This window comes from Sodalis glossinidius str. 'morsitans' (assembly GCF_000010085.1).
Lineage (GTDB): Bacteria > Pseudomonadota > Gammaproteobacteria > Enterobacterales > Enterobacteriaceae > Sodalis > Sodalis glossinidius.
This window is the reverse complement of sequence record NC_007712.1, coordinates 2,318,251-2,341,320: the sequence shown is the minus strand read 5'-3', so window position 1 is coordinate 2,341,320 and position 23,070 is coordinate 2,318,251. Positions and strand designations below refer to the sequence as shown.

The window sequence follows — 23,070 nt, the reverse complement described above, 5'->3', positions numbered from 1 at the left end:
AATTTATGGCAAAATAGCATCCAGAGAGGATTCCGATCGGCGCGCCTTCATGTGCTGGTGCTGGTCAAACGGCGCGCCAAGCAGTAGGATGCGCGTCATTCTTAGGTTTTGGAGAGCAACATGCAGCTTAAACGTGTGGCAGAAGCCAAACTGCCGACACCCTGGGATGATTTCCTGATGGTGGGATTCGAGGAAATCGCCACCGGGCACGACCATCTGGCGCTGGTGTACGGCGATATCACCGGGCCGGCGCCGGTGCTGGCGCGTGTCCATTCCGAATGCCTCACTGGCGATGCTCTGTTCAGCCTGCGCTGCGATTGCGGCTTTCAACTGGAGGCGGCGCTCAGCCACATCGCCGAAGAAGGCCGCGGTATTTTGCTCTACCATCGTCAGGAAGGCCGTAATATCGGCCTGTTGAACAAGATTCGCGCCTACGCCCTGCAGGACAAAGGCGCCGATACGGTCGAGGCCAACCATCAGCTGGGCTTTGCCGCCGACGAGCGGGATTTCACCCTGTGCGCCGATATGTTCAAACTGCTGGGCGTTGAAACGGTACGTCTGTTGACCAACAATCCCAAAAAGGTCGAGATTTTGACCGAGGCAGGCATCCATATCAGCGAGCGGGTGCCGCTAATAGTGGGCCGCAACCCCAAAAACGCCCGCTATCTAGATACCAAGGCCGCCAAAATGGGGCATTTGCTTAACGGCCCCGCCGAATAAGTGCCGGTCGGATCATTGCTCCCCCTGCGCGGCCAGGCTGTATGAGGTCCTGTCGGCGCGGCCCCGCCCGTTTCGACAGTTCGTCCTCTTATATCGGTTCAGCCATCCGGCGGCCCGGGTTACCCGGGATCATCACCGCACCCGGCGCCCGACGTCAGGCCGGATCCCCCACCGGTTCATTTAGCATATTGCGAATGACATAGTGCAAGATGCCGTCGTGACGGTAATAGGTCAGCTCATTGCCTGTATCGATACGGCACAGCGCATCGATAGTGCAGCTGTGGCCTTCGGTCCAGGTAAAAATCACCGGCACGTCGCAGCCGGGTTTCAGCGCCGCCAGATCGGGTATGTCAATTGTCTCATCGCCGCTTAAGCCTAACGTCTTGCGGGTTTCGCCGTGCGGGAATTCCAGCAGCAGGATGCCCATGCCGATAAGATTGGAGCGGTGGATGCGCTCAAAGCTCTCGGCAATCACCACCCGGATACCCAAAAGTCTCGGTCCCTTCGCCGCCCAATCGCGGCTGGAGCCGGAGCCGTATTCTTTACCGGCGATAATCGCCAACGGCACCTGCTGGGCGGCATAACGCATGGCGGTGTCGTAAATTGCCAGCGCTTCACCGGAAGGGACATGGCAGGTATAGCCCCCTTCAATATCGGGTACCATTTCATTGCGAATACGGATATTGGCGAAAGTACTGCGCATCATCACTTCGTGATTGCCGCGCCGTGACCCGTAGGAGTTAAAATCTTCTGTGCTCACGCCATACTGGTGCAAATAACGCCCCGCGGGGCTGTCTACATTGATATTGCCCGCAGGCGAGATGTGGTCGGTCGTCACCGAATCCCCCAGCATGACCAGGATGCGCGCCCCGTGGATATTTTCCACCAGTTTCGGTTGATGCAGCATATCCTCGAAAAACGGCGTCAGGCGGATATTGGTCGAATCTGGTTGCCAATGGTAGGTCGGGTCGCGATTGACCGCGATAGAACGCCAATCGCGGTTGCCGGTGAACACTTCCCCTTATTCTTTGTGAAACATATCGCTATTGACCAGCGTCACCACGTCGGCAATTTCTTCCGAGGTGGGCCAGATGTCACGCAAATAAACCGGCTTGCCATCGGTTCCGCTGCCCAGCGGATCCTCGCTGACATTGATTAGCATATTGCCCGCCATCGCATAGCCACTACCAGCGGCGGCGAGTACAGCCAGTTGGTTTTCACCAGCGGATGGATGCGCCCCTCGAAATTGCGGTTGCCGGACAAGACAGCGCCGACGGTGAGATCGCCAGCCTTGATGGCCGCCTCGATACTGGGTTTGAGCGGGCCGGAGTTGCCAATACAGGTGGTACAGCCGTAGCCCACCAGATTAAAGCCCAACTGGTTAAGGTACAGCGTCAAACCGGCCGCGGCAAGGTAATCGGTCACCACTTTAGAGCCCGGCGCTAGCGAGGTTTTTACCCAGGGTTTGGTACGCAAACCCTTATCGACCGTGTTACACGCCAGTAGCCCGGCGGCCATCAGAATGTTGGCGTTGGACGTATTGGTACAGGAAGTAATGGCAGCGATAACCACCGCGCCCTGATCCAGACGGTAGGTTTCACCGTCCAGCTCGAACGGCTGCGCAACTGGTTCGGCGCGTTTACCCAACGCCAGCTCATCAGTGGCTTTAAACGCCCCCGGCACGGCCGGCAGCGCCATCCGATCCTGAGGGAGACGCGGGCCAGCGAGGCTTGCCACAACGCTTTCCATATCAAGCTCTAGGGTGCTGGTAAACACCGGCTCCTCGCTGCGTCCGGTCAGACGCAAATAGTCGAGGGTAATGGCGTCCACCGGAAAAAAACCGCAGGTCGCGCCATATTCCGGCGCCATGTTGGCAATCGTCGCCCGAGCCGCCAGCTGCAGTTTATCCAGCCCGTCGCCGTAAAATTCGACGAACTTGCCAACCACGCCGTGCGCCCGCAGCATTTGCGTGACGGTCAGCACCAAATAGGTCGCGGTGATGCCTTCGTTAAGCTTACCCGTCAATTTAAAACTTACTACGTCCGGGATCAGCATCGACACCGGTTGGCCGAGCATGGCTGCCTCCGCTTCTATCCCGCCGACGCCCCAGCCCAATACCCCCAGTCCGTTGACCATCGTGGTGTGGGAGTCGGTGCCGACCAGCGTATCCGGATAGGCGATTTATTGTCCGCCCTGCTCTTCGTTCCAGACGGTCTTGGCAAGGTATTCAGATTGACTTGATGACAGATGCCGTTCTCCGGCGGCACCACGCGGAAACGGCTGAATGCGTTTTGCCCCCAGCGCAGAAAAGTGTAACGTTCCCGATTGCGCGACATTTCCAGATGATTGTTTTCAGCATATGCATCCTCGTTGCCATAGGCGGCCAGATCGACTACCGCCGGCACCCCTGTGAAGTCCTGCATTAATACCCGGGCGGGACGATAGGCGATTTCCCCCTCCGCATGGGCGGTTTTCAGCCAGCCCGCGACGTCGCGCAGGTGCGCCTCGGTGACGATAACGTCATCTTGATGGAGCAGAAGATTTTCCAGCAGCACTTTCATGGATTTGGGCAGCTTCTCCACTGGCCCCAAATGTTCTGCCGCCAGCGCCAGACTGAAGAAATGGTAGGTTTTATGGTGTGCGGTGAACATATCCCTGCTTGCTTCTTTAATTGATGACGACATAACTCCTCCCAAAAAAATCATTATTGTCATAACCCTATTCGGGTTGAGGTAATCATTTAAAGATAGTACAAACAAATGGCAACGTTTTCATAATATAGGTGGATTATTACTGCGATTGGCAAAACTCTACATACAGCGGCGGCATGGCCTGGGACGCGCCTGTACGCTCGCCGCCCTTGATTGCGGCCGCAGCGGCAGTCGCCCGTCAGCACCTGCAACCGCGATGTCGATCCGTCCGTTTGCTCAACAGCGGCAGCGACAGCGACAGGGGCCACGATAGGCCACGTTCGCGGCTGCCGTAGCGCCACTCTGAGAGACAGCTACGGTAGCGGCAAAGAGAAGGGAATCATGCGCGGCCGCCGGTATAACCCCCAACAGGGCAGTCAGTGCGGGTTAGCTGCACGCCAAAGTGGCAAGTCGGCGCCGCGGCGGCCAGCGCCGGGCGTTGCGAACGGAAGCCGCTTACGGGGGACGGTTACTTCAAGGGCAGCTTGATGTCCTTGAACATCGCTTCGATATCATCATTGGAGCGCAGCGCCACCGCCATATCGACCACATCGCGGGTCAGGTGCGGGGCAAAGCGATGGATAAAATCATACATATAGCTACGCAGGAAGGTGCTGCGACGAAAACCAATTTTAGTGGTGCTCTGGGCAAACAGATCGTCGGCATTGATTTTGACCAAATCCGGATCCGCCTCGCTATTGACCGCCATGTTGGCGATAACGCCAACCCCCAGTCCCATGCGCACATAGGTTTTTATGACATCCGCATCGGTGGCGGTAAACACGATGCGCGGCGTCAGGCCGGCGCGGTTGAAGGCGGTATCCAGCTCGGAGCGGCCGGTAAAACCAAAGGTATACGTCACCAGCGGAAACACCGCCAACTCCTCTATAGACAGCGATGTCTTGCCGGCGAGCGGGTGGTCCGGCAACACCACGACGGCCCGATTCCAATCATAACAGGGCAGCATCACCAGATCGTCATACAGATGCAAAGCCTCGGTAGCGATGGCGAAATCCGCCGTCCCCTTTGACACCGCTTCGGCGATTTGGGTAGGCGAGCCTTGATGCATATGCAGTGAAACCCGTGGATAGCGCGTGATAAACCCTTTAATCACCTCCGGCAACGCATAGCACGCCTGTGTATGGGTGGTCGCCACGTACAGCGACCCTCTATCAGGATAAGTATGTTCCCCTGCGACCGCCTTGATGGCATCGACCTTGGACAGCACCTCGCGTGCTATGCGGATGATTTCCTGGCCCGCCGGTGTGACCTTGGTCAGATGCTTGCCGCTGCGGGCAAAAATCTGCACGCCCAATTCATCCTCCAGCATCCGCACCTGCTTACTGATGCCGGGCTGAGAGGTGTAAAGCCCCTCGGCGGTGGAGGAGACATTCAGGTTGTGGTTAACCACTTCCACAATATAACGAAGTTGCTGCAATTTCATTGGCTTGTCCTGACGAATACCGTGAACCTGACGCACGGCGATAGGCCGCCGGGCCGGGGACGAACCAGGTTCTGCGAAAGCGCTTAAAAGCGTTGGTTATGACTAATACTATTTAATCATAAAAAAACACTTAATATCACTTAATTATCAATTAAAAAAAGCCAACCGCGAGGTTGGCTCTGTGACGCTGGCGGCTTTTACTTTTTCGTCACCTGCCATTCGCCATCAATGTAGAAAGCGGTCCAGCCGGTGGCCTTGCCGTCTTTTTCCGATGAGACATATTGTTGCTTGGTTTTACGGCTAAAGCGCACTAACGTACTATCGCCTTCGTCATCCTTGACGGGCGCGTCGGCCAGATAGCGCAGATTTTCCGGCAGGCGATCGCGGAAGCGGGCCAACTCGGCCACCAGCGGCGCGCGGGTCTCGCGGGATTTCGGGAACGTGTTGGCGGCCAGAAATACCCCCGCCGCACCGTCGCGCAGGACAAAATAAGCATCCGACTTCTCGCACAGCAGCTCGGGCAGTGGCACCGGATCTTCCTTCGGCGGCGCCACATCGCCATTGCGCAGGATTTTGCGGGTGTTCTTGCAGTCGTCGTTGGTGCAGGCCATGTATTTGCCAAAACGCCCCAGTTTCAGGTGCATATCGGCACCGCATTTCTCACACTCCACGACCGGACCGTCATAGCCCTTGATACGAAACTCTCCCTGTTCGATATCATAGCCGTCGCACAGCGGGTTATTGCCGCACACGTGGAGTTTACGCTGCCCGTCGATAACATAGCTGTCCATGGCGGTGCCGCATTTCCCGCAGCGGCGACGTGCGCGCAAGGCATTGGTTTCCGCATCGTCGCCCTCTAGCACATTCAGGGTCTCTGATTCCGGGATCAGATTGATGGTATTTTTGCAGCGTTCTTTCGGCGGCAGCGCATAGCCCGAACAGCCTAGGAACACGCCGGTGCTGGCGGTACGGATCCCCATCTTGCGGCCACAGACCGGGCAGTTGATGCTAGCCATCACCATCTGATTGGGCCGCATGCCGCCGTCTTCCGGATCTTTTTCGGCGTTTTCCAACTGCTGACTGAATTCCTGGAAGAAGGCATCAAGCACCTGTTTCCACTCCTGCTGATTGGCGGCCACCTGATCGAGGGTATCCTCCATCTTGGCGGTAAAATTGTAATTCATCAGCTCGCGGAAGTTTTCCTCCAGACGATCGGTGACGATTTCCCCCATTTTTTCCGCATAAAAACGGCGGTTTTCCGCATGGACATAGCCGCGATCCTGAATGGTGGAGATGATGGAAACATAGGTCGACGGCCGGCCAATCCCGCGCTTTTCCAGCTCTTTCACCAGCGAGGCTTCACTATAGCGGGCGGGCGGTTTGGTGAAATGCTGACTGGGCAGCAATTTGATAAGCGTAAGCGTCTGGCCTGCTTCCACCGCCGGCAGGGTCCGGTCTTCGTCGCCTTTGCGCAGCGCTGGCATGACTTTGGTCCAGCCGTCAAAACGTAACGTGCGGCCGCGGGCGCGCAGTTGAAACTCGCCGGCGGTGACGGTAAGCGTGGTGGAATCATATTGCGCCGGCGTCATTTGGCAGGCAACAAACTGACGCCATATCAGCTGGTAAAGTTTCTGCACATCGGCTTCCATGTCTTTCAGTTGTTCCGCCAGGGCGTTAACGTCGGAGGGACGGATCGCCTCATGTGCTTCCTGGGCGTTATTTTTACTGGCGTAATCATTGGCCTGCTTCGGCAAGTAGGGACTGCCGAAAGATGCGCTGATGTAGCCGCGAGCCATATTAAGCGCGTCCTGACTCAAGTTGGTGGAGTCGGTACGCATATACGTGATATGTCCGGCTTCATATAAGCGCTGCGCCAGCGTCATGGTTTTCTTAACGCCATAGCCCAGGCGGGTGCTGGCCGCCTGTTGCAGCGTCGATGTGGTGAACGGCGCCCCCGGCTTGCTGCTGGTCGGTTTATCGTCACGATCGCTGACCACGTAATCCGCATTTTCAAGCCCGTCCAACGCCGCCTGGATTTGCTGCTGATTAACGGGCTTGAAAGGTTTCTCCCGCTGATGCGTCACCTGCATCGCCAGCGGCGCTGCCTGCGCCGTTTTCAGGTCGGCATGCAGTTCCCAATACTCTTCGGGAACAAACGCTTTGATTTCCCGCTCGCGTTCCACAACCAGGCGGACCGCGACCGACTGGACCCGTCCAGCCGACAGACCACGGGCAATTTTTTTCCACAGCAGCGGCGATACCATATAGCCCACGACGCGATCCATGAAACGCCGCGCCTGCTGGGCATTGACCCGGTCAATATTCAGCTCGCCCGGCTGCTCAAAAGCCTGGGTGATGGCGTTGCGGGTGATTTCGTTGAACACAACGCGGCTGAAACGTTTATCATCACCGCCGATGACTTCGCGCAGATGCCAGGCGATAGCCTCCCCTTCGCGGTCAAGGTCGGTTGCGAGGTAGATGTGATCGGCTTTTTCCGCCAGCGCTTTCAGCTCGGTCACCACTTTCTCTTTACCGGGCAAAATCTCGTACCGGGCTTTCCAGCCATGGTAAGGATCGATACCCATCCGGTTGACCAATGCGAGTTGCGCGTCCGGTTTGCCTTTTTTCTTTTTACTGGCGTCGGTGCTCTTTTGACTCGCTGAACCGCTGGTCGGCAAATCGCGGATGTGACCAACGCTGGACTTAACCACGTAGTCTTTGCCTAAATATTTATTAATCGTTTTGGCTTTGGCCGGCGATTCAACGATAACGAGAGCTTTACCCATTTTTACCTTTACCTGAGTGATGTCTTCTGCAATTAAGAAGTTTTTAGCGCCAGACCCTGGCTGGGCATACCTCTTTTTTTATATTGCGGCAGCGACGCCAAAAATCAACCTGTTTTTTGTCGCACTTCCCAAACGGGAGAGCACCTGGTCAACTTCTTGTTAATCCGCTTATTTTTATAATAAGCGCAGGCGATCGCTGCTTATTTCCCCGCTAATCGGTAACAAAATAACCACCCGATGCGCGGAAGGCCACACTGTACATGATAAAAAAACTGGTGCAACCAATAAGCGGGGGAAAAAATGGTTTTACCTGCTACTCAATTAGCAAAACCGCAATCTAAACGAATAAACCTTAGTCGGTTTGCCGACAAACACAACCGAGTATTACAATAGAGCACGCGTTAATACAGGAGTGAAAAATATGCACAACTTCACCATCGCCATAGACAGAAAAAGTCTGTTAGAAGAAGCGAACCGGATAATTCGCGAGCACGAAGACTATATGCAGGGAATGCTAGCCACCGAGGTTGAACAGAAAGGGCCGGTGCTGGTTTTTCGCGGTGAGTTTTTTCTTGATGAGCAAGGAATACCCACGCCAAAGACAACCGCCGTCTTTAATATGTTCAAGCATCTTGCCCATGTCCTGTCGGAAAAATATCATTTGGCAGACTGATCTAGCGCGCCGGGTCAACTCCGCCGTTTGTGCTGCAAGCGGCGCCAAACGACGGGTTCGGCGGACATAAATGTTCAATGCCGATTAGATTGCGTGCCGGCGCGCGTTATTAAGTGAAAGGCCGGGCTGAAAACGTCAGCCCTCTTGACCCAGTCGCGTTGCTGTCCGTCTTCGTCGAGCAGCAGCACGCGTATGGCGCTACCTGGTCGACGCGTCACCCGCCCCGCCGCCGGCGCGCAAACTAACTAGATAGCAGGTCAACCTGGTGGCCACCCGGATTTCTGTATGAAAGGGTCTGAAACGTGACGCAAAGATTATCTTCTTTCCGGCAATAACTTATGTCCCTATGACCATATAAAGACTATGGTCATCATACCCCCCCTTGACGGTCGCCATGCGGCATTAGCCGCTTGCGCGGCTCCGCTAGGGCAAGCAGCTGGCGGTGCTTGCTGTCCCTCATCACGAGAGTAGCGGCTTTGTGCCCTCTAAGGAGTCGCCGCGATAGCCGCCGTTTTGCGGCCGCTGACGCCCGATTGTCGTTACAGCAGCGGCTTCTGCGCGCGCTGCCAGTAGCGCATAAGCCGCTGCTCCAGGCTTAACGCGGCGCTGTCGGTAAAGCGACTCATCCAGCATTTCGGTCGGCTAAAGCGCACGCTGATCACCTCATGCCGCGCCAGCTGTTCAATCAGCAAATCGTCGCTGGTGCCGATTGCGTCCACCAGTCCCAAATGTTGCGCCTGCTCGCCATACCAATGCTCGCCGGTAGCGACGGTGTCGACATCAAGCGTAGGGCGCATACGCTGGACAAAGGACTTAAACAGCTGATGTGTCTCATTCAACTCCTGCTGGAACTTCTCACGCCCGGCGGGGGAATTTTCGCCAAACAGTGTCAGCGTCCGCTTATAAGCGCCGGCGGTATGCAGCTCCATATCAATATCATTACGTTTCAACAGGCGGTGGAAGTTAGGGATCTGCGCGACCACGCCTATGGAGCCGATAATAGCAAAGGGGGCGGCGACGATGCGGTCCGCGACGCAGGCCATCATATAACCGCCGCTGGCGGCGACCTTATCTACCGCGACGGTAAGCGGAATGCCTTTTTCCCGCAACCGCTGCAGCTGTGACGCCGCCAGGCCATAGCCGTGCACCACGCCGCCGGGGCTTTCGAGCCGCAGCAATACCTCATCCCCCGATTTAGCCACCGACAACACGGCGGTAATTTCCTCGCGCAGCGAGCTCACCTCTCCCGCGTCCATACTGCCGGTAAAGTCCAGCACGTACAGGCAAGAACGGGCCCCAACATTATCCCCCCGATTCGCCAGAAGTTTGGCCTGCTTGGCTTCGGCTTTATCCTGCTTTTTGTGCCGTTTGTGCCATACTCCCTTCTCGGCTTCGCCTAGCCGTGCCAGTTGCATCTCCCGCTGTCTCTCGCGGTAGTGCTTGCCCAAATCCTCGATTTGAATCTGTCCTTTACGCTGGCGCGTCCGCAGGCGTAAACCAAACACCACTATTAATAGCGCGCCGATCGCCAGCACTACGGTGAGGGTTTTGGCCAGAAAAAGTCCGTACAATGCAAAATATTCCATAAAGCCGCCTTGCTAATTATGAGAACAGTTGCCAACTATTCTAGCCAAGAGTCTGCGCCGCGTCGCCTGAAAAATCAGAATAATGCCGCCAGGGCGAGAGGCCCGCTTCCCGTCCAAGGCGAACTGAGCCGGCCTGCGTCGGACCGGGGCTCGCAACCGTGATCTCCCGGCAACCGGGCACCGCGCAGGGCGCGCGCGCCGCCTTCTTGGATCGCGCAGACATTATCGCCGGACGGGGCTGCCACCGAGCATTGCTGGAGATGGCGTATACCGTCAGCGAGATCCGGCTGGTGAAACACGCTTTAGATGCCGGCGTCATGGCGCAGCAGGGAATTTATTGGTGACGCTGTCACGTCGACAGACGTTTTTTTAAGTCAGGCGCCGAAACCGCATTGACGACGCCACGTGACACGATCGCTTAGACACCACCTCGCGTGGGCTGCCCGCCCGCGCTTCTGGGCGTGATAACCGGGAAAAATGCTTAAGCGCATTGGTCATGCGGCGATGGGTCCCGGCCTTAAGGCTAGCACAGGTTCCGGCGCTAGCCTAAGTCGGTGCGCGGGCACCGTTAACCTACACCGTTATTACGTTTGATGCTTTGACCACCGCGTCGCGATGGCGCTCTCTGACTGTTGCGCTTCACCACACGGCGAATTTGCGTCGCTTTCAGGCGGCGGCGATCGCGCTCGACCGGCAGTTTGGTGACCGATTCAAGCGGCAACTGCACTTTTTCGCGCAAGTAGTTGGTCTGCTCAAGCGGCAGTTCGGTCCAGCCGCCGCGCGGCAGCCCTTTCGGCAGCGTAACGTCGCCGTAGCGCACACGGATAAGCCGACTGACCTGCACCCCAACCGCCTCCCACAGGCGCCGCACCTCGCGATTGCGCCCTTCCGTCAAGGTCACATTGTACCACTGGTTGAGACCTTCGCCGCCCTGGAACGTCAAACTGCGGAAAGCCGCCGGGCCATCATCCAGCTGCACGCCACGGGTCAACTGACGCTGTTTATCCTCATCCACTTCGCCAAAAACGCGCAGGGCATATTCACGCTCTATTTTACAGCTGGGATGCATCAGGCGATTGGCCAGTTCCCCGTCTGTGGTGAATAACAACAGCCCCGAGGTATTGATGTCCAGTCGTCCAACGGCCACCCAACGGGCATTATTGAGACGCGGAAGGCGATCAAACACCGTTGGCCGACCTTCCGGATCGCGGCGCGTACACAGTTCTCCTTCCGGCTTGTAATAGGTCAGCACGCGGCATACGGCATCTTCCACCGGTTTGATGGCGATGATGCGCCCATCAATACGGATTTTGGTGGTGCTGGTGACGTCAACGCGATCCCCAAGTGTGGCAACTTTGCCGTCAACGCTGACGCGGCCTTGTTCGATTACGGCTTCGATTTCGCGACGGGAACCCTGACCGGAGCGGGCCAGGACTTTTTGCAGTTTTTCGCTTTCGCTCATGGCGAACCTCACATGTCGCCTTCACAGGCGTCGAATGGATTAAAATACATTTAAAATCAAAATATTAACTAAAAACACTTGCGCTATTATACAGATTTATCCTTCCCCTGTAATCTTTATTCTGCCCCCCACAGGTACGGCGGTCGATACGGGGCTGTATTTGCCTACAGGGGCAGCATGATGGCGAACAAACGGCACAGCTCAATCCTGCTGTCGGCAGGCGCTCTCAAGATGAGCGGCGTAACCTGGAACGCCGACGCTCGACACACCCCGGACGGCGAGCGCCGATCCGGCCCAGTTGCCGCACCTTGGCAAATCGGCAGTGCGGGTTAGGCCATCACCGCACTGCCTTAACGCAATGCAAGCGCATGGCAGCTCTGGTGCTACAGGCTTTAGCCGCACTGCGGGTCAAGTCTATTTGCTCAGGGTCAACGGCATGCCAGACTACCGCGTCGGTGCAATGATATGCCACCGGGTGGCGGGTGGCTCACAGAAACGGTGAGACATCGCCAACCCCCTGGCGCACCACCCGCGGCGTTGGATCAGTCAAATCGATGACCGTCGTGGGTTGCTGACCGAGAAAGCCGCCGTGGATAACCAGATCGACTTGTTTACCAAGGTGATCACAAATGGATTCCGGGTCGGATTCGGCAAAATCATTGCCCGGCAGCATCAAGGTCGTGGACATCATCGGTTTATCCAAGACCTCAAGCAGCGCGAGCGCGATAGGGTTTGACGGCACGCGCAGGCCGATGGTTTTACGCTTGTCGCTCATAAGCCGGCGCGGCACTTCCTTGGTAGCCTTAAGGATAAAGGTATATTTACCGGGGGTGTTATTTTTCATCAGTCTGAACGCCTGGTTGTCCACCTGGGCATAGGTGGATAATTCAGAAAGATCGCGGCATACCAGGGTAAAATTATGATGACCATCCAACTGGCGAATGCGGCAAATGCGCTCCATGGCCGTTTTGTCTTCAAGCTGGCAGCCCAAGGCATAGCCGGAGTCGGTGGGATAGACAATGACCGCGCCTTTGCGCAGCAGATCCACCGCCTGGCTCACCAGACGCGGCTGCGGATTATCCGGGTGAAGGGTAAAAAACTGACTCATTAATCAAACACTCCTTATTAGGGCAGCCGGCAGAGCTTACGGGCAGCCTGGTTTATCCCTCTGCGGCTCCAGGAGGTTTGGCGGCAGGTAACACCGGCCAGTCACGCCATACCGGCTCAATGCCTCCCGGCAGCCACAGTTTGCGACCCAGCTCAATCCAGGCGCAGGGTTGATGAAAATCGGACCCTTGTGAAGCGAGAAGTCGATAATCACGGGCATAGGCCGCAAGCTGACTCCTCTCTTGCGGCGACTGCTGGCACCGCGCGACTTCCATGGCATCGCCGCCGGCGGTAAAATGCGTCAGCAGCCGTTTCAACCACTTGGCAGACAGATGATAACGCCCGGGGTGGGCCACTACCGCCTGTCCCCCTGCCAGGTGGATCACTTCAATCGCATCTTCTATTATACACCACTGTGGTGGGACATAGCCGGTTTTCCCCCGCGACAGATATTTTTTAAAGACGTTGGCGACGTTGGTGGTCACGCCAAGGCTGACCAGATAGCGCGCAAAATGGCCGCGGGTCACCAGATCGTCTTGCGCCAGCTGCCGGGCTCCGTGCCAGGCGTCGTGGATGCCCGCCTTGACTAGCTGCTCTGCAATGGCGCGCGCCAGGCGCTGCAGACGCTGCGACGCCAGCAATGTCGTCAGCGCCGAGTGACGCGGCGCAACGTTCAATCCTACGATATGGATTTCGTGATGCTTCCAAAGGGTGGAAATTTCCACCCCCGCCACCAGGTTGAGCTGCAAATTAAGCGCGGCAATGGCCTCCTCGGCGGGGGCAATACCCTCGACGGTATCATGATCAGTTATCGCCAGGACATCGACCCCCATACCATGGGCGCGCACCACCAGTTCCCGCGGCTTGAGCAGGCCATCAGAGGAGGTGGTATGACTGTGCAGATCATAAATAACGCGTAAGGCTGTCGTCATCGGTTGTGCCGTCAAGGGATCTCCCCGTGGTGTTCATTGCCCTCCATGATAACGGTAAACAGAGCTGAATCGAACTAATGGATTTATTTTCGTGAGCATCCATTGTGGTTGACTTTTTATCTCTGAACTAGTTTACTAGTACGCAGTACAACAACGGCCTTCGAGACGCGCAAAATAATGACCTTTTCAACCGTAATGCTTCGCTGGTGGCGCCCCCCTTTAGCGGGTGGTGAAATCATGCGTCGCTGTCATCAGACAGAGCACGATCCCAAATAGCCCGCTGCGTTAGCGGGTTTTTTATGGACGACAATCAGGAAAACAGATAATGCCAATGCCAACCACAACCAGTCAGTACCAGATAGAATTGCTGCACGCGCAGACCCCTTACCGCCCCGACACGACGGCCATGTTCAATCAGTTGTGCGGCGCGCGGCCCGCGACGCTATTGCTGGAATCGGCCGAGATCGATAAGAAGCATGATCTGGAAAGCATGATGGTGGTGGATAGTGCGCTGCGTATCACCGCCCTTGGCCAGACCGTCACGCTACAGGCGCTGAGCGGCAACGGCGCTGCGCTGTTGCCGCTATTGGATGCCGCCTTAACCGAGGAGGTCACGATCATCGCCCATCCCTATGGCCGTGAATTAACCTTCCCACCGTCGGTACAAGACGTGGATGAGGATGCCCGCCTGCGCTCGCTGTCGGTATTCGATTGCCTGCGCCTGCTCCTGACGCTGGTCGGTCAGCCGCCGGACGCGCTGAAAGCGATGTTTGTCGGCGGGCTATTCGCCTATGATCTCGTTGCAGGCTTTGAATCTCTGCCGCCGCTGCGTCCTGGACAGCTCTGCCCCGATTACTGCTTCTATCTGGCGGAAACGCTGTTGATCCTCGATCATCAGCAACAAAGCTGCGCACTGCAATGCAGCCTGTTCAGCCCCAGTCCGTCGGAGAAGCAGCGGTTGCAGCACCGCCTTGAGCAATTGCAGCATCAGCTCACCCAAGCGCCGGAGCCCATTCCGCATCAGGTTATCGACACCATGACATTGACCTGCAGCCAGAGCGACGAAGAGTACAGCCAGGTCGTACGCCGGATGCAGCAGGCGATCCGCGAAGGGGAAATTTTCCAGGTCGTGCCTTCGCGGCGCTTCTCACTCCCCTGTCCTTCGGCGCTCGCCGCCTACCATACCTTGAAGAAAAGCAATCCCAGCCCGTATATGTTTTTTATGCAGGATAATGAGTTCACCCTGTTTGGCGCCTCGCCGGAAAGCTTGCTGAAATACGCCCCTGATACCGGACAGATTGAAATCTACCCCATCGCCGGCACCCGGCCACGCGGACAGCGCGCCAACGGCACGTTGGATGCCGATCTCGACAGCCGCATTGAACTTGAAATGCGCGCCGACCATAAAGAACTGGCCGAACATTTGATGCTGGTGGATTTGGCGCGCAATGATCTGGCGCGTATCTGCGAGCCGGGCACCCGCTACGTGGCGGATTTGATCAAAGTTGATCGTTACTCCTTCGTGATGCATTTGGTCTCTCGGGTCGTCGGCCAGCTGCGCGCCGATCTTGACGTACTGCACGCCTACCGCGCCTGCATGAATATGGGCACCTTGAGCGGGGCGCCGAAAGTCCGCGCCATGCAGCTTATCGCCGAGGCAGAAGGCGAACGCCGCGGCAGCTACGGCGGCGCGATTGGCTATTTTACCGCCGCCGGCGCGCTCGATACCTGCATTGTCATCCGTTCCGCCTACGTCGAAGACGGCATCGCCACGGTGCAGGCCGGCGCAGGCGTGGTACTGGATTCCGTTCCACAGGCAGAAGCCGACGAAAGCCGCAACAAAGCGCGTGCCGTTTTGCGCGCCATTGCTACCGCCCACGACGCAAAGGAGCTGTTCTGATGGCCGACATCCTGTTACTCGATAATATCGACTCGTTTACCTATAACCTGGTGGATCAGCTGCGCGCCAACGGTCACCGAGTAGTGATTTACCGCAACCGGCTACCGGCCGCGCTCATCACGCGGGCGCTGTCCGAAATGGAAAACCCGATCCTGATGCTCTCGCCAGGCCCCGGTGCGCCCGCTCAGGCGGGCTGCATGCCAGCATTGCTCACGACGTTGCGTGGCAGGTTACCCATCATCGGCATCTGCCTGGGCCATCAGGCGATTGTGGAAGCTTACGGCGGCCACGTCGGCCAGGCGGGCGAGATTTTGCACGGTAAAGCCTCGCCCATCCGCCACGATAACCAGGGCATGTTCGCCGGTCTGCCGAACCCGCTGCCAGTGGCGCGCTATCATTCGCTGGTCGGGAATCAAGTGCCGGCAACGCTCACGGTCAATGCCCACTTTAACGACATGGTGATGGCGGTACGCAATGATGCCGATCGGATCTGCGGCTTTCAGTTTCACCCTGAATCTATTTTAACCACCCAGGGAGCACATTTGTTAAACCAGACGCTCGCCTGGGCACTGGCGTAATCAGAAGGACTTTTTCATGCAAGCGATACTGGAACATCTCTATCAGGGCGGGCGTATCAGCCGCGAACAAAGCCAGCAGCTGTTCGGGGCCATCATTCAAGGGCAACTGGCTCCGGAACAGCTGGCGGCCGCGCTTATCAGCATGAAGGTGCGCGGCGAATACTCCGAGGAAATCGCCGGTGCCGCCAGCGCGCTATTGGCCGACGCCAGCCCGTTTCCGCGTCCTGATTATACTTTTGCCGATATCGTCGGTACCGGCGGCGACGGCAGCAATAGCATCAACATTTCTACCGCCAGCGCTATCGTCGCCGCCGGCTGCGGCGCCCGGGTGGCCAAGCACGGCAACCGTAGCGTATCCAGCTGCTCGGGTTCCTCCGACCTGCTGGCGGCGTTCGGCATCCGGCTGGACATGCCGGCCGCGCTGTCGCGCCAGGCGTTGGATGAACTGGGCATATGTTTCCTGTTCGCCCCACAGTACCATTCCGGCTTTAGCCACGCGATGCCGGTGCGGCAACTGTTGAAAACCTGTACCCTGTTTAATGTACTGGGTCCGCTAATCAACCCGGCCCGACCGCCGCTGGCGCTGATTGGCGTCTACAGCCCGGAACTGGTGCTGCCGATTGCCGAGACACTGCGCGTGTTGGGCTATCAACGCGCCGCGGTGGTACACGGCGGCGACATGGATGAAGTAGCCCTCCATGCACCGACGCACGTGGCAGAGCTGCGCGAGGGGACGATTGAGAACTACACCCTGAACGCGGCGGATTTTGGCCTGTCAGCCCAGCCAGCAGAGGCGCTGCGGGGGGGATCGCCGGAAGAAAACCGTGACATTTTGGCGCGTTTGTTACAAGGTAAAGGTGAACACGCGCATGAATCCGCTGTCGCCGCCAACGTGGCCCTGCTGCTCAAATTGTTCGGGCAGGAAAATCTCCGTGACAACACCCATCGGGCGCTGGAGGAAATTCACAGCGGTGCCCCCTATGCGCGCGTGATGGCACTGGCAGCAAGAGGATAAAAAAGTCATGCAGGACACGGTACTTGCGAAAATCGTCGCAGATAAATATGAATGGGTTGCCGAGCACCAACGGCTGAGGCCGTTGGACAGTTTCCGCCATCAGGTTCAGCCCAGCACCCGGAGTTTTTATCACGCGCTGTCCGGTACCCGCACGGCATTTATACTGGAATGCAAAAAGGCATCGCCGTCCAAAGGACTTATTCGCGATGATTTCAACCCGGTCGCCATCGCAGGCGTTTACAGGCATTACGCTTCCGCGATTTCAGTACTGACCGACGAGAAATATTTTCAAGGCAGCTTCGATTATCTGCGCGAAGTGAGCCGCTCGGTGAGCCAGCCGGTATTATGCAAAGATTTTATTGTCGACCCCTGGCAGATTTACTTCGCGCGCCTGCATCAGGCGGACGCTGTTCTGCTGATGTTGTCCGTCCTCGACGACGATACCTACCGCGCGTTGGCGGCGGTGGCCCACAGCCTGAATATGGGCGTGTTGACAGAAGTCACCAGCGATGAAGAGCGCGAGCGCGCCATTGCGCTGGGCGCAAAAATCGTGGGCATCAACAACCGCGACCTGCGCGATCTGTCGATTGATTTGAACCGCACCCGCACGCTCGGTCCGCGGCTGCCGGCGGGCGTGACGGTTATCAGCGAATCCGGTATTAACCGCTATCGCCAAGTGAGCGAGCTCAGCCACTACGCCAACTGCTTCCTGATTGGCAGCGCGCTAATGTCTGAACCCGATCTGACGATGGCGGTGCATCGGGTCTTGCTGGGCGAAAACAAAGTGTGCGGACTTACCCGCGCCGTCGATGCGCGCGCTGCTCTGGAAGCGGGCGCGATTTACGGCGGGCTGATTTTTGTCCCCGGCTCCCCGCGGTGTGTGGATATCGACACCGCCCGCACCGTGATGGCCGGCGCTGCGCTGCGCTATGTCGGCGTGTTTCGCGATGCGCAGGTGGAAGACGTCGCTGCGACCGCCAGCGTGCTGTCGCTGGCGGCAGTCCAACTGCACGGCGACGAAGATCAGAGCTATATCGATGCGCTGCGCCGCGCCCTGCCGCCCGAGTGCCGTATCTGGAAGGCGCTGGATATGCGCCAGGCCCTGCCGGCGCGCGATCTGAGCCAGGTCGATCGCTACGTACTGGACAACGGCGGCGGCAGCGGCAAACCTTTCGACTGGTCGCTGTTAAACGGAGCCACGTTGGATAACGTCATGCTGGCGGGCGGCCTGGCGGCGGACAACTGCGTGGCGGCAGCCCGTCTCGGTTGCGCCGGACTGGACTTCAACTCCGGCGTGGAAAGCGCGCCGGGTATTAAAGATCATCATAAACTGGCTACGGTATTTCAGACGCTGAGCGCCTATTAACCTTCAGCCTGACACCGTGAGAGATAATCAAGCATGACACGACTTAATCCCTATTTTGGCGAGTTTGGCGGCATGTATGTGCCGCAAATCCTGATGCCTGCGCTGATTCAGCTGGAAGACGCGTTCGTCAGCGCCCAGAGCGACCCGGCGTTTCAGGCCGAATTCAGCGATTTGCTGACAAACTACGCCGGCCGACCGACCCCGCTCACGCTGTGCCGCAACCTGACCGCCGGCACCCGGACCAAACTTTATCTCAAACGCGAAGACCTGCTGCACGGTGGCGCCCATAAAACCAACCAGGTGCTGGGGCAGGCGCTGCTGGCCAAACGGATGGGCAAAACTGAAATCATCGCCGAAACCGGCGCCGGTCAGCACGGCGTGGCCTCCGCCCTGTCCTCCGCACTGCTGGGGCTGAAATGCCGTATTTATATGGGCGCCAAAGACATCGAACGCCAGTCTCCCAATGTTTTTCGCATGCGGCTGATGGGCGCCGAGGTCATTCCGGTGCACAGCGGCTCCTCCACCTTAAAAGACGCCTGCAACGAAGCGTTGCGCGACTGGTCCGATAGCTATGAGCGCGCCCACTACATGCTTGGCACCGCCGCCGGCCCGCATCCGTTCCCGACCATCGTGCGCGAATTCCAGCGTATGATCGGCGAGGAAACGCGCGCGCAGCTGCAAGAGCACGAGCAGCGCCTGCCGGATGCAGTCATCGCCTGCGTCGGCGGCGGCTCTAACGCCATCGGAATGTTCGCCGATTTCATCGATGAACCGGCGGTTCGCCTGATAGGCGTAGAGCCGGGCGGCCTGGGTATCGAGACCAGGCAGCATGGGGCGTCGTTGAAACACGGCCGCACCGGCATCTATTTCGGTATGAAGTCGCCGATGATGCAATCCGCCGAAGGGCAGATCGAGGAATCCTACTCCATATCGGCCGGCCTGGATTTTCCCTCGGTGGGTCCCCAGCATGCCTACCTTGATAGCATAGGCAGGGCGGAGTACATATCTGCTACCGACGAAGAAGCCCTGGATGCCTTCCGTCGCCTTTCCCGCCATGAGGGCATTATTCCGGCGCTGGAATCGTCCCATGCGCTGGCCCACGCGCTGAGAATGATACAAGCGGAACCGGAGAAGGAGCAGATCCTGGTGGTCAACCTGTCCGGCCGTGGCGATAAAGATATTTTCACCGTTCATGATATTCTGAAGGCGCGAGGAGACATTTAATGGAACGCTATCAGCAATTATTCAGCCAGCTGGCGGCGCGCCATGAAGGCGCATTTGTGCCTTTTGTGACGCTTGGCGATCCCAACCCCACACTCTCGCTACGCATCATCGATACACTCATTGACGCCGGCGCCGATGCACTGGAGCTGGGCATCCCGTTCTCCGACCCGCTGGCCGACGGCCCCACCATCCAGAACGCCAATCTGCGCGCGTTTTCCTCCGGCGTTACGCCGGCGCACTGTTTTGAAATGCTGGCAACAATTCGCCAAAAGTATCCCGCCATACCGATTGGTCTGTTGATGTATGCCAATCTGGTCTACAACGAGGGGATAGATGCCTTTTACGCCCACTGCGCCGAGGTCGGCATCGACTCGGTGCTGGTGGCGGATGTGCCGCTGCAAGAAAGTCTGCCATTTCGCCAGGCCGCCCTGCGCCATAACGTGGCCCCTATTGTCATCTGCCCGCCCAACTCTGATGATGCTTTGCTGCGCGAAATCGCCTCGCACGGACGGGGATATACCTATCTGCTCGCGCGCGCCGGCGTTACCGGCAGCGAGAAACGCGCAAACACCCCGCTCAAGCATCTAATCGATACCCTGAAGGAATACCATGCCGCACCGACATTACAGGGATTCGGCATCTCCGAACCCGGTCAGGTCCGTACCGCGCTACATGCCGGCACGGCCGGCGCTATTTCCGGCTCGGCGATTGTGCGTATTATCGAAAAGCATGAGGATAATCCGGCCGTGATGTTGGAACAGCTGGCCCAATTTGTGCGTGAACTCAAGGCAGCGACCCGCGGCTGACTGGCGCAAACGCAATTTATCATTAACACTTTCAATGCCGGGCATACACAGGGCCCCGGCAAAGAAACCAAGCATAAAACGACAACGCATTCCATCAAGGAGAGACTATGAACGTGTGGAAAGTCGCCGCCAGACTGTTAACCCGCTGTTATTGGTCTTCGCGCTAAACGGTTGTGCGCCGACCGCCAAGTCTGAAGGCACCGGCGGCTACATTGACGATACGGTGATCACCGCGAAAGTGAAATCGGAATTGGTACGCGACGATCGCCTGAAAGCGCGGTAAATAAACGTGGAAACCTTTAAAGGCCGCGTTCAGTTGAGCGGTTTTGTGGGCTCCGCCACCGAGGCCAGCCTGGCGGTTCAGGCCGAGCGCGGGTTGCCGGCGTCAAGTCGGTGGAAAACGATATGCAAATCAAATAACCCACGCCTGCGTTACGGCTTTCATCGGGCGCGCGCGCCCCTTTTTTCTTGGCCGACGACTATCAGAAACGATAGACCACGCCAAACATAAACGCCCACGGGTTGATACGGTATGAATGGATTGCTGTTCGCCGCCGGCCTTGAAGCGAACATTGGTATCAATATCCCACACCGGCAAATGAAAAATAAAAATTAAGACACTGTAAATAAAGAAAATTAATAAAAACACATAATCATTAAGTACACAATAGGGTACAACGATCATATGCCATTAGGCCAGCCACAGAGATAATGCACACAGGGGGTTCATGCCTACCAATCTCACACATGACTGCACAAAATCTCCTCAGCCCTTGTGCTACGCGGATTCTGCTGGACATACCACACGACCTACAAAAATATTGTAGATCTCCGTGAAGCGTACGGCCGTTGGATATAGGAAGCGGGAAATCATTTCGGGTGGGGACGCTGGACAAGTCCTTCAGACGTACGTAAGTCAAAGCGACATTAACCGCGTATCTTTTAGCAACGTGGTTGGAGGCAGGTAACCCTCTTTAAGAGGAATGGTTATATTTTAACCATCCGATGGGGCGGGGATTTACCCACTAAATGTAGGCTGGAATTTTTTTGTAAAAAGTAAAAAAAGCCACGGGTTACTGAGTTATCATAGGGTGCTAATTTTTTATTCACATTAAAAAATCAATGCTTTGATACTTTTTTAACCAGAAAATCGTAAATATGAAACTCCGCTTCTAACAAGTGATAAACTTCAAATAACCCGTAGAATAATCTCGCTGCAATGCGACTATGTGATTTTCATCTTTCAAGTGCGTAATTATTCCCCGAAACGGGGGAAAATTAATTGCCATGCTATACCGCTGGACAAATCCGAAATCTGCACTGATATTCAATGAGTTATCTGTGCGCAAGCCCCCTATGGCTGCTTGGTGGCGACATTTTCATCAGCCCGTTTGAAACGGAGGGATGGCTCCGTGGGATGGTGAAAGATAAACGAACACTAAACACGCGACAGCAACTTTTTTGTAATATAAGCAAAAGAGGGTTGTTTTGGTAGTTTCAGTTGTTTCAAAATCATTATCTTCATGATATATAATGACATTGTCGAAAATCTTGAAACAACCAGCCCCCGTTTTGAAACAATCAATCCTCCCCCTGAAACTACCGAGCTATCGATAAAATCATCTGGAAAAGCTCCCTCTCTGGCTGGCTCATGTGCTGGACAACTGCCCCGGAAGCCTTGTCGGCTGCGGCTTTTGCTGCACACAACCCCCTTGCCACCCTCAAAAGTAGTGCTCATCGGCAGCTTTTACCGGATTTTGCAAAGTTCCACTGCCGTGGAGTCGTGGAAGCTGATTTCTGCTTAAAAGTTGAACTACAAAATTTTCGTAGTTCAAAATATAGACAGGTGCACGTCAACCGACATCGTCAATCACTTCACTGCTCACGCGATCATGCCTGAGAGCGTCTGTGCGCCATTGTGAGAAGATTTCTATTCTAGGGGTAATCGATGTCAGACATTGGCAAAGCGTCTCTATCAAGCTAACAGGTGCCTTAAAATCGATATCGGTGAATGGATGCATGCCTGATGCTGTTGGGAGAGGAATTGAAGTCAGAGAGGCTGTGGCTACCGTGGATGTTCAACAAAGATTAAACGCCAGTGTACATATTACTTTGCGTTGGAGTGCAACAGTCAACGGAATCGGATGCATTGCGTTGAATACGAACAAAAAACTCTATCTTAATCTGTAGATATTACACGAACAACATCAAGCGAAATATAAAATTAATTTCTGTCAAGGTATGAAATACTTGGAGTTCATCTACAAGGATGTGTGGTTATTTGGTTTTCGTTTATACAAAGGAGTGGTGTATGAAAGATTGTTTCGATTTAGCAAATTATTTTCTGGTCCGAAATCAAAACGAGGGCTGCGGGGATGTGATGACCAGCACTAAATTGCAACGACTTGTTTACTATGCGCAGGTCTTTGCCCTATCGCTGCTTGGAAAACCATTATTCAATGAAAAAGTTGAAGCCTCCCCCGATGGTCCTGTTGTGCATGCACTGAAACTAAGATACCGATACTATAAAAATGAGCCGCTACCAGTCCCACCAGTCAAGATAGACATGAGCAAATTTACGCCTGATGAAGCAGCTATACTCGACAAAGTCCATCGTATCTATGGTCAGTATTCAGGCTGGAAGTTACATGAAATGGCTCGCAGTGAACATGAAGATCAAGAGCTACAGCAAAAGAAGGAAGCCAGCCAGAGCAACACCTTCATGCTCACCGATACGCTCCCGCTGGCATAAATCCGAGCTCGGCCAGTTCGCACAGAGGC

The 23,070-nt window shown here is 56.2% G+C and carries 15 protein-coding genes, 4 pseudogenes and 1 other annotated feature; of the genes and pseudogenes, 10 read left to right on the top strand and 9 right to left on the bottom strand.

The features are described from left to right. The first annotated feature begins 120 nt into the window (after positions 1-120). Positions 121-720, top strand: a complete 600-nt coding sequence (gene ribA / locus SGP1_RS12385; RefSeq protein ID WP_011411230.1) for a GTP cyclohydrolase II — start codon at positions 121-123, stop codon at positions 718-720. A 154-nt stretch (positions 721-874) separates the two neighbouring features. Here the strand turns inward: ribA and SGP1_RS35145 are convergent. The 3 genes and pseudogenes from SGP1_RS35145 to topA form a co-directional block, all read right to left on the bottom strand. Beyond that, positions 875-3,404: pseudogene (locus SGP1_RS35145) on the bottom strand (aconitate hydratase). 475 nt (positions 3,405-3,879) lie between these two features. Beyond that, positions 3,880-4,854: an HTH-type transcriptional regulator CysB gene (gene cysB / locus SGP1_RS12375; protein WP_011411229.1), complete on the bottom strand. Its 975-nt coding sequence runs from the start codon at positions 4,852-4,854 to the stop codon at positions 3,880-3,882. A 197-nt stretch (positions 4,855-5,051) separates the two neighbouring features. Next, a complete protein-coding gene (topA, locus tag SGP1_RS12370; protein ID WP_011411228.1) occupies positions 5,052-7,640 on the bottom strand; it encodes a type I DNA topoisomerase in 2,589 nt (862 codons plus the stop codon). 421 nt (positions 7,641-8,061) lie between these two features. Between topA and SGP1_RS12365 the strand changes: the two genes are divergently transcribed. Continuing rightward, positions 8,062-8,313 carry a YciN family protein gene (locus tag SGP1_RS12365; protein WP_011411227.1) on the top strand — a complete coding sequence of 84 codons (252 nt, stop codon included), beginning with the start codon at positions 8,062-8,064 and terminating at the stop codon, positions 8,311-8,313. A gap of 539 nt (positions 8,314-8,852) precedes the next feature. Here the strand turns inward: SGP1_RS12365 and sohB are convergent. Further along, a complete protein-coding gene (sohB, locus tag SGP1_RS12360) occupies positions 8,853-9,899 on the bottom strand; it encodes a protease SohB (RefSeq protein ID WP_011411226.1) in 1,047 nt (348 codons plus the stop codon). A gap of 158 nt (positions 9,900-10,057) precedes the next feature. On the opposite strand from sohB, the gene SGP1_RS27440 reads away from it, so the two are divergent. Then, positions 10,058-10,243 carry a cob(I)yrinic acid a,c-diamide adenosyltransferase gene (locus SGP1_RS27440; RefSeq protein WP_041866953.1) on the top strand — a complete coding sequence of 62 codons (186 nt, stop codon included), beginning with the start codon at positions 10,058-10,060 and terminating at the stop codon, positions 10,241-10,243. Between the two features lie 224 nt (positions 10,244-10,467). Here SGP1_RS27440 and rluB read toward each other — a convergent pair whose 3' ends face one another. The 3 genes from rluB to rnm form a co-directional block, all read right to left on the bottom strand. Next, positions 10,468-11,361, bottom strand: a complete 894-nt coding sequence (rluB, locus tag SGP1_RS12350; RefSeq protein ID WP_011411225.1) for a 23S rRNA pseudouridine(2605) synthase RluB — start codon at positions 11,359-11,361, stop codon at positions 10,468-10,470. A 487-nt stretch (positions 11,362-11,848) separates the two neighbouring features. After that, entirely contained in the window at positions 11,849-12,469 is a 621-nt protein-coding gene (locus SGP1_RS12345; RefSeq protein WP_011411224.1) for an L-threonylcarbamoyladenylate synthase, read from the bottom strand. A gap of 52 nt (positions 12,470-12,521) precedes the next feature. Continuing rightward, on the bottom strand, positions 12,522-13,400 hold the full coding sequence (gene rnm, locus SGP1_RS12340) for an RNase RNM (protein WP_050747614.1): 879 nt from the start codon (positions 13,398-13,400) through the stop codon (positions 12,522-12,524). A 198-nt stretch (positions 13,401-13,598) separates the two neighbouring features. Then, positions 13,599-13,702, top strand: a sequence feature (Trp leader region). Between the two features lie 29 nt (positions 13,703-13,731). Here rnm and SGP1_RS12335 point away from each other — a divergent pair. From SGP1_RS12335 to SGP1_RS12305, 6 genes and pseudogenes are all read left to right on the top strand, one after another. Beyond that, positions 13,732-15,300 (top strand): anthranilate synthase component 1, encoded by a 1,569-nt coding sequence (locus SGP1_RS12335; RefSeq protein WP_011411222.1) that lies wholly within the window; start codon positions 13,732-13,734, stop codon positions 15,298-15,300. Next, positions 15,300-16,893: pseudogene (gene trpD, locus SGP1_RS33470) on the top strand (bifunctional anthranilate synthase glutamate amidotransferase component TrpG/anthranilate phosphoribosyltransferase TrpD). The gene SGP1_RS12335 and the pseudogene trpD overlap by 1 nt, the downstream one beginning before the upstream one ends. A gap of 7 nt (positions 16,894-16,900) precedes the next feature. Then, a complete protein-coding gene (gene trpCF, locus SGP1_RS12320; protein WP_011411219.1) occupies positions 16,901-18,259 on the top strand; it encodes a bifunctional indole-3-glycerol-phosphate synthase TrpC/phosphoribosylanthranilate isomerase TrpF in 1,359 nt (452 codons plus the stop codon). A gap of 33 nt (positions 18,260-18,292) precedes the next feature. Beyond that, on the top strand, positions 18,293-19,483 hold the full coding sequence (gene trpB, locus SGP1_RS12315; protein ID WP_011411218.1) for a tryptophan synthase subunit beta: 1,191 nt from the start codon (positions 18,293-18,295) through the stop codon (positions 19,481-19,483). Then, positions 19,483-20,289 carry a tryptophan synthase subunit alpha gene (gene trpA, locus SGP1_RS12310; RefSeq protein ID WP_011411217.1) on the top strand — a complete coding sequence of 269 codons (807 nt, stop codon included), beginning with the start codon at positions 19,483-19,485 and terminating at the stop codon, positions 20,287-20,289. Before trpB ends, trpA begins: the two co-directional genes overlap by 1 nt. 115 nt (positions 20,290-20,404) lie before the next feature. Further along, a pseudogene (locus SGP1_RS12305) lies at positions 20,405-20,709 on the top strand (BON domain-containing protein). A gap of 62 nt (positions 20,710-20,771) precedes the next feature. Here the strand turns inward: SGP1_RS12305 and SGP1_RS36415 are convergent. Then, positions 20,772-20,881: pseudogene (locus tag SGP1_RS36415) on the bottom strand (OmpW family outer membrane protein); the annotation flags it as partial. Between the two features lie 846 nt (positions 20,882-21,727). Further along, positions 21,728-22,027, bottom strand: a complete 300-nt coding sequence (locus SGP1_RS29725) for a hypothetical protein (RefSeq protein ID WP_148203486.1) — start codon at positions 22,025-22,027, stop codon at positions 21,728-21,730. A gap of 573 nt (positions 22,028-22,600) precedes the next feature. Between SGP1_RS29725 and SGP1_RS12295 the strand changes: the two genes are divergently transcribed. Further along, positions 22,601-23,041: a Panacea domain-containing protein gene (locus SGP1_RS12295; protein WP_050747613.1), complete on the top strand. Its 441-nt coding sequence runs from the start codon at positions 22,601-22,603 to the stop codon at positions 23,039-23,041. The last annotated feature ends 29 nt before the right edge of the window (positions 23,042-23,070 follow it).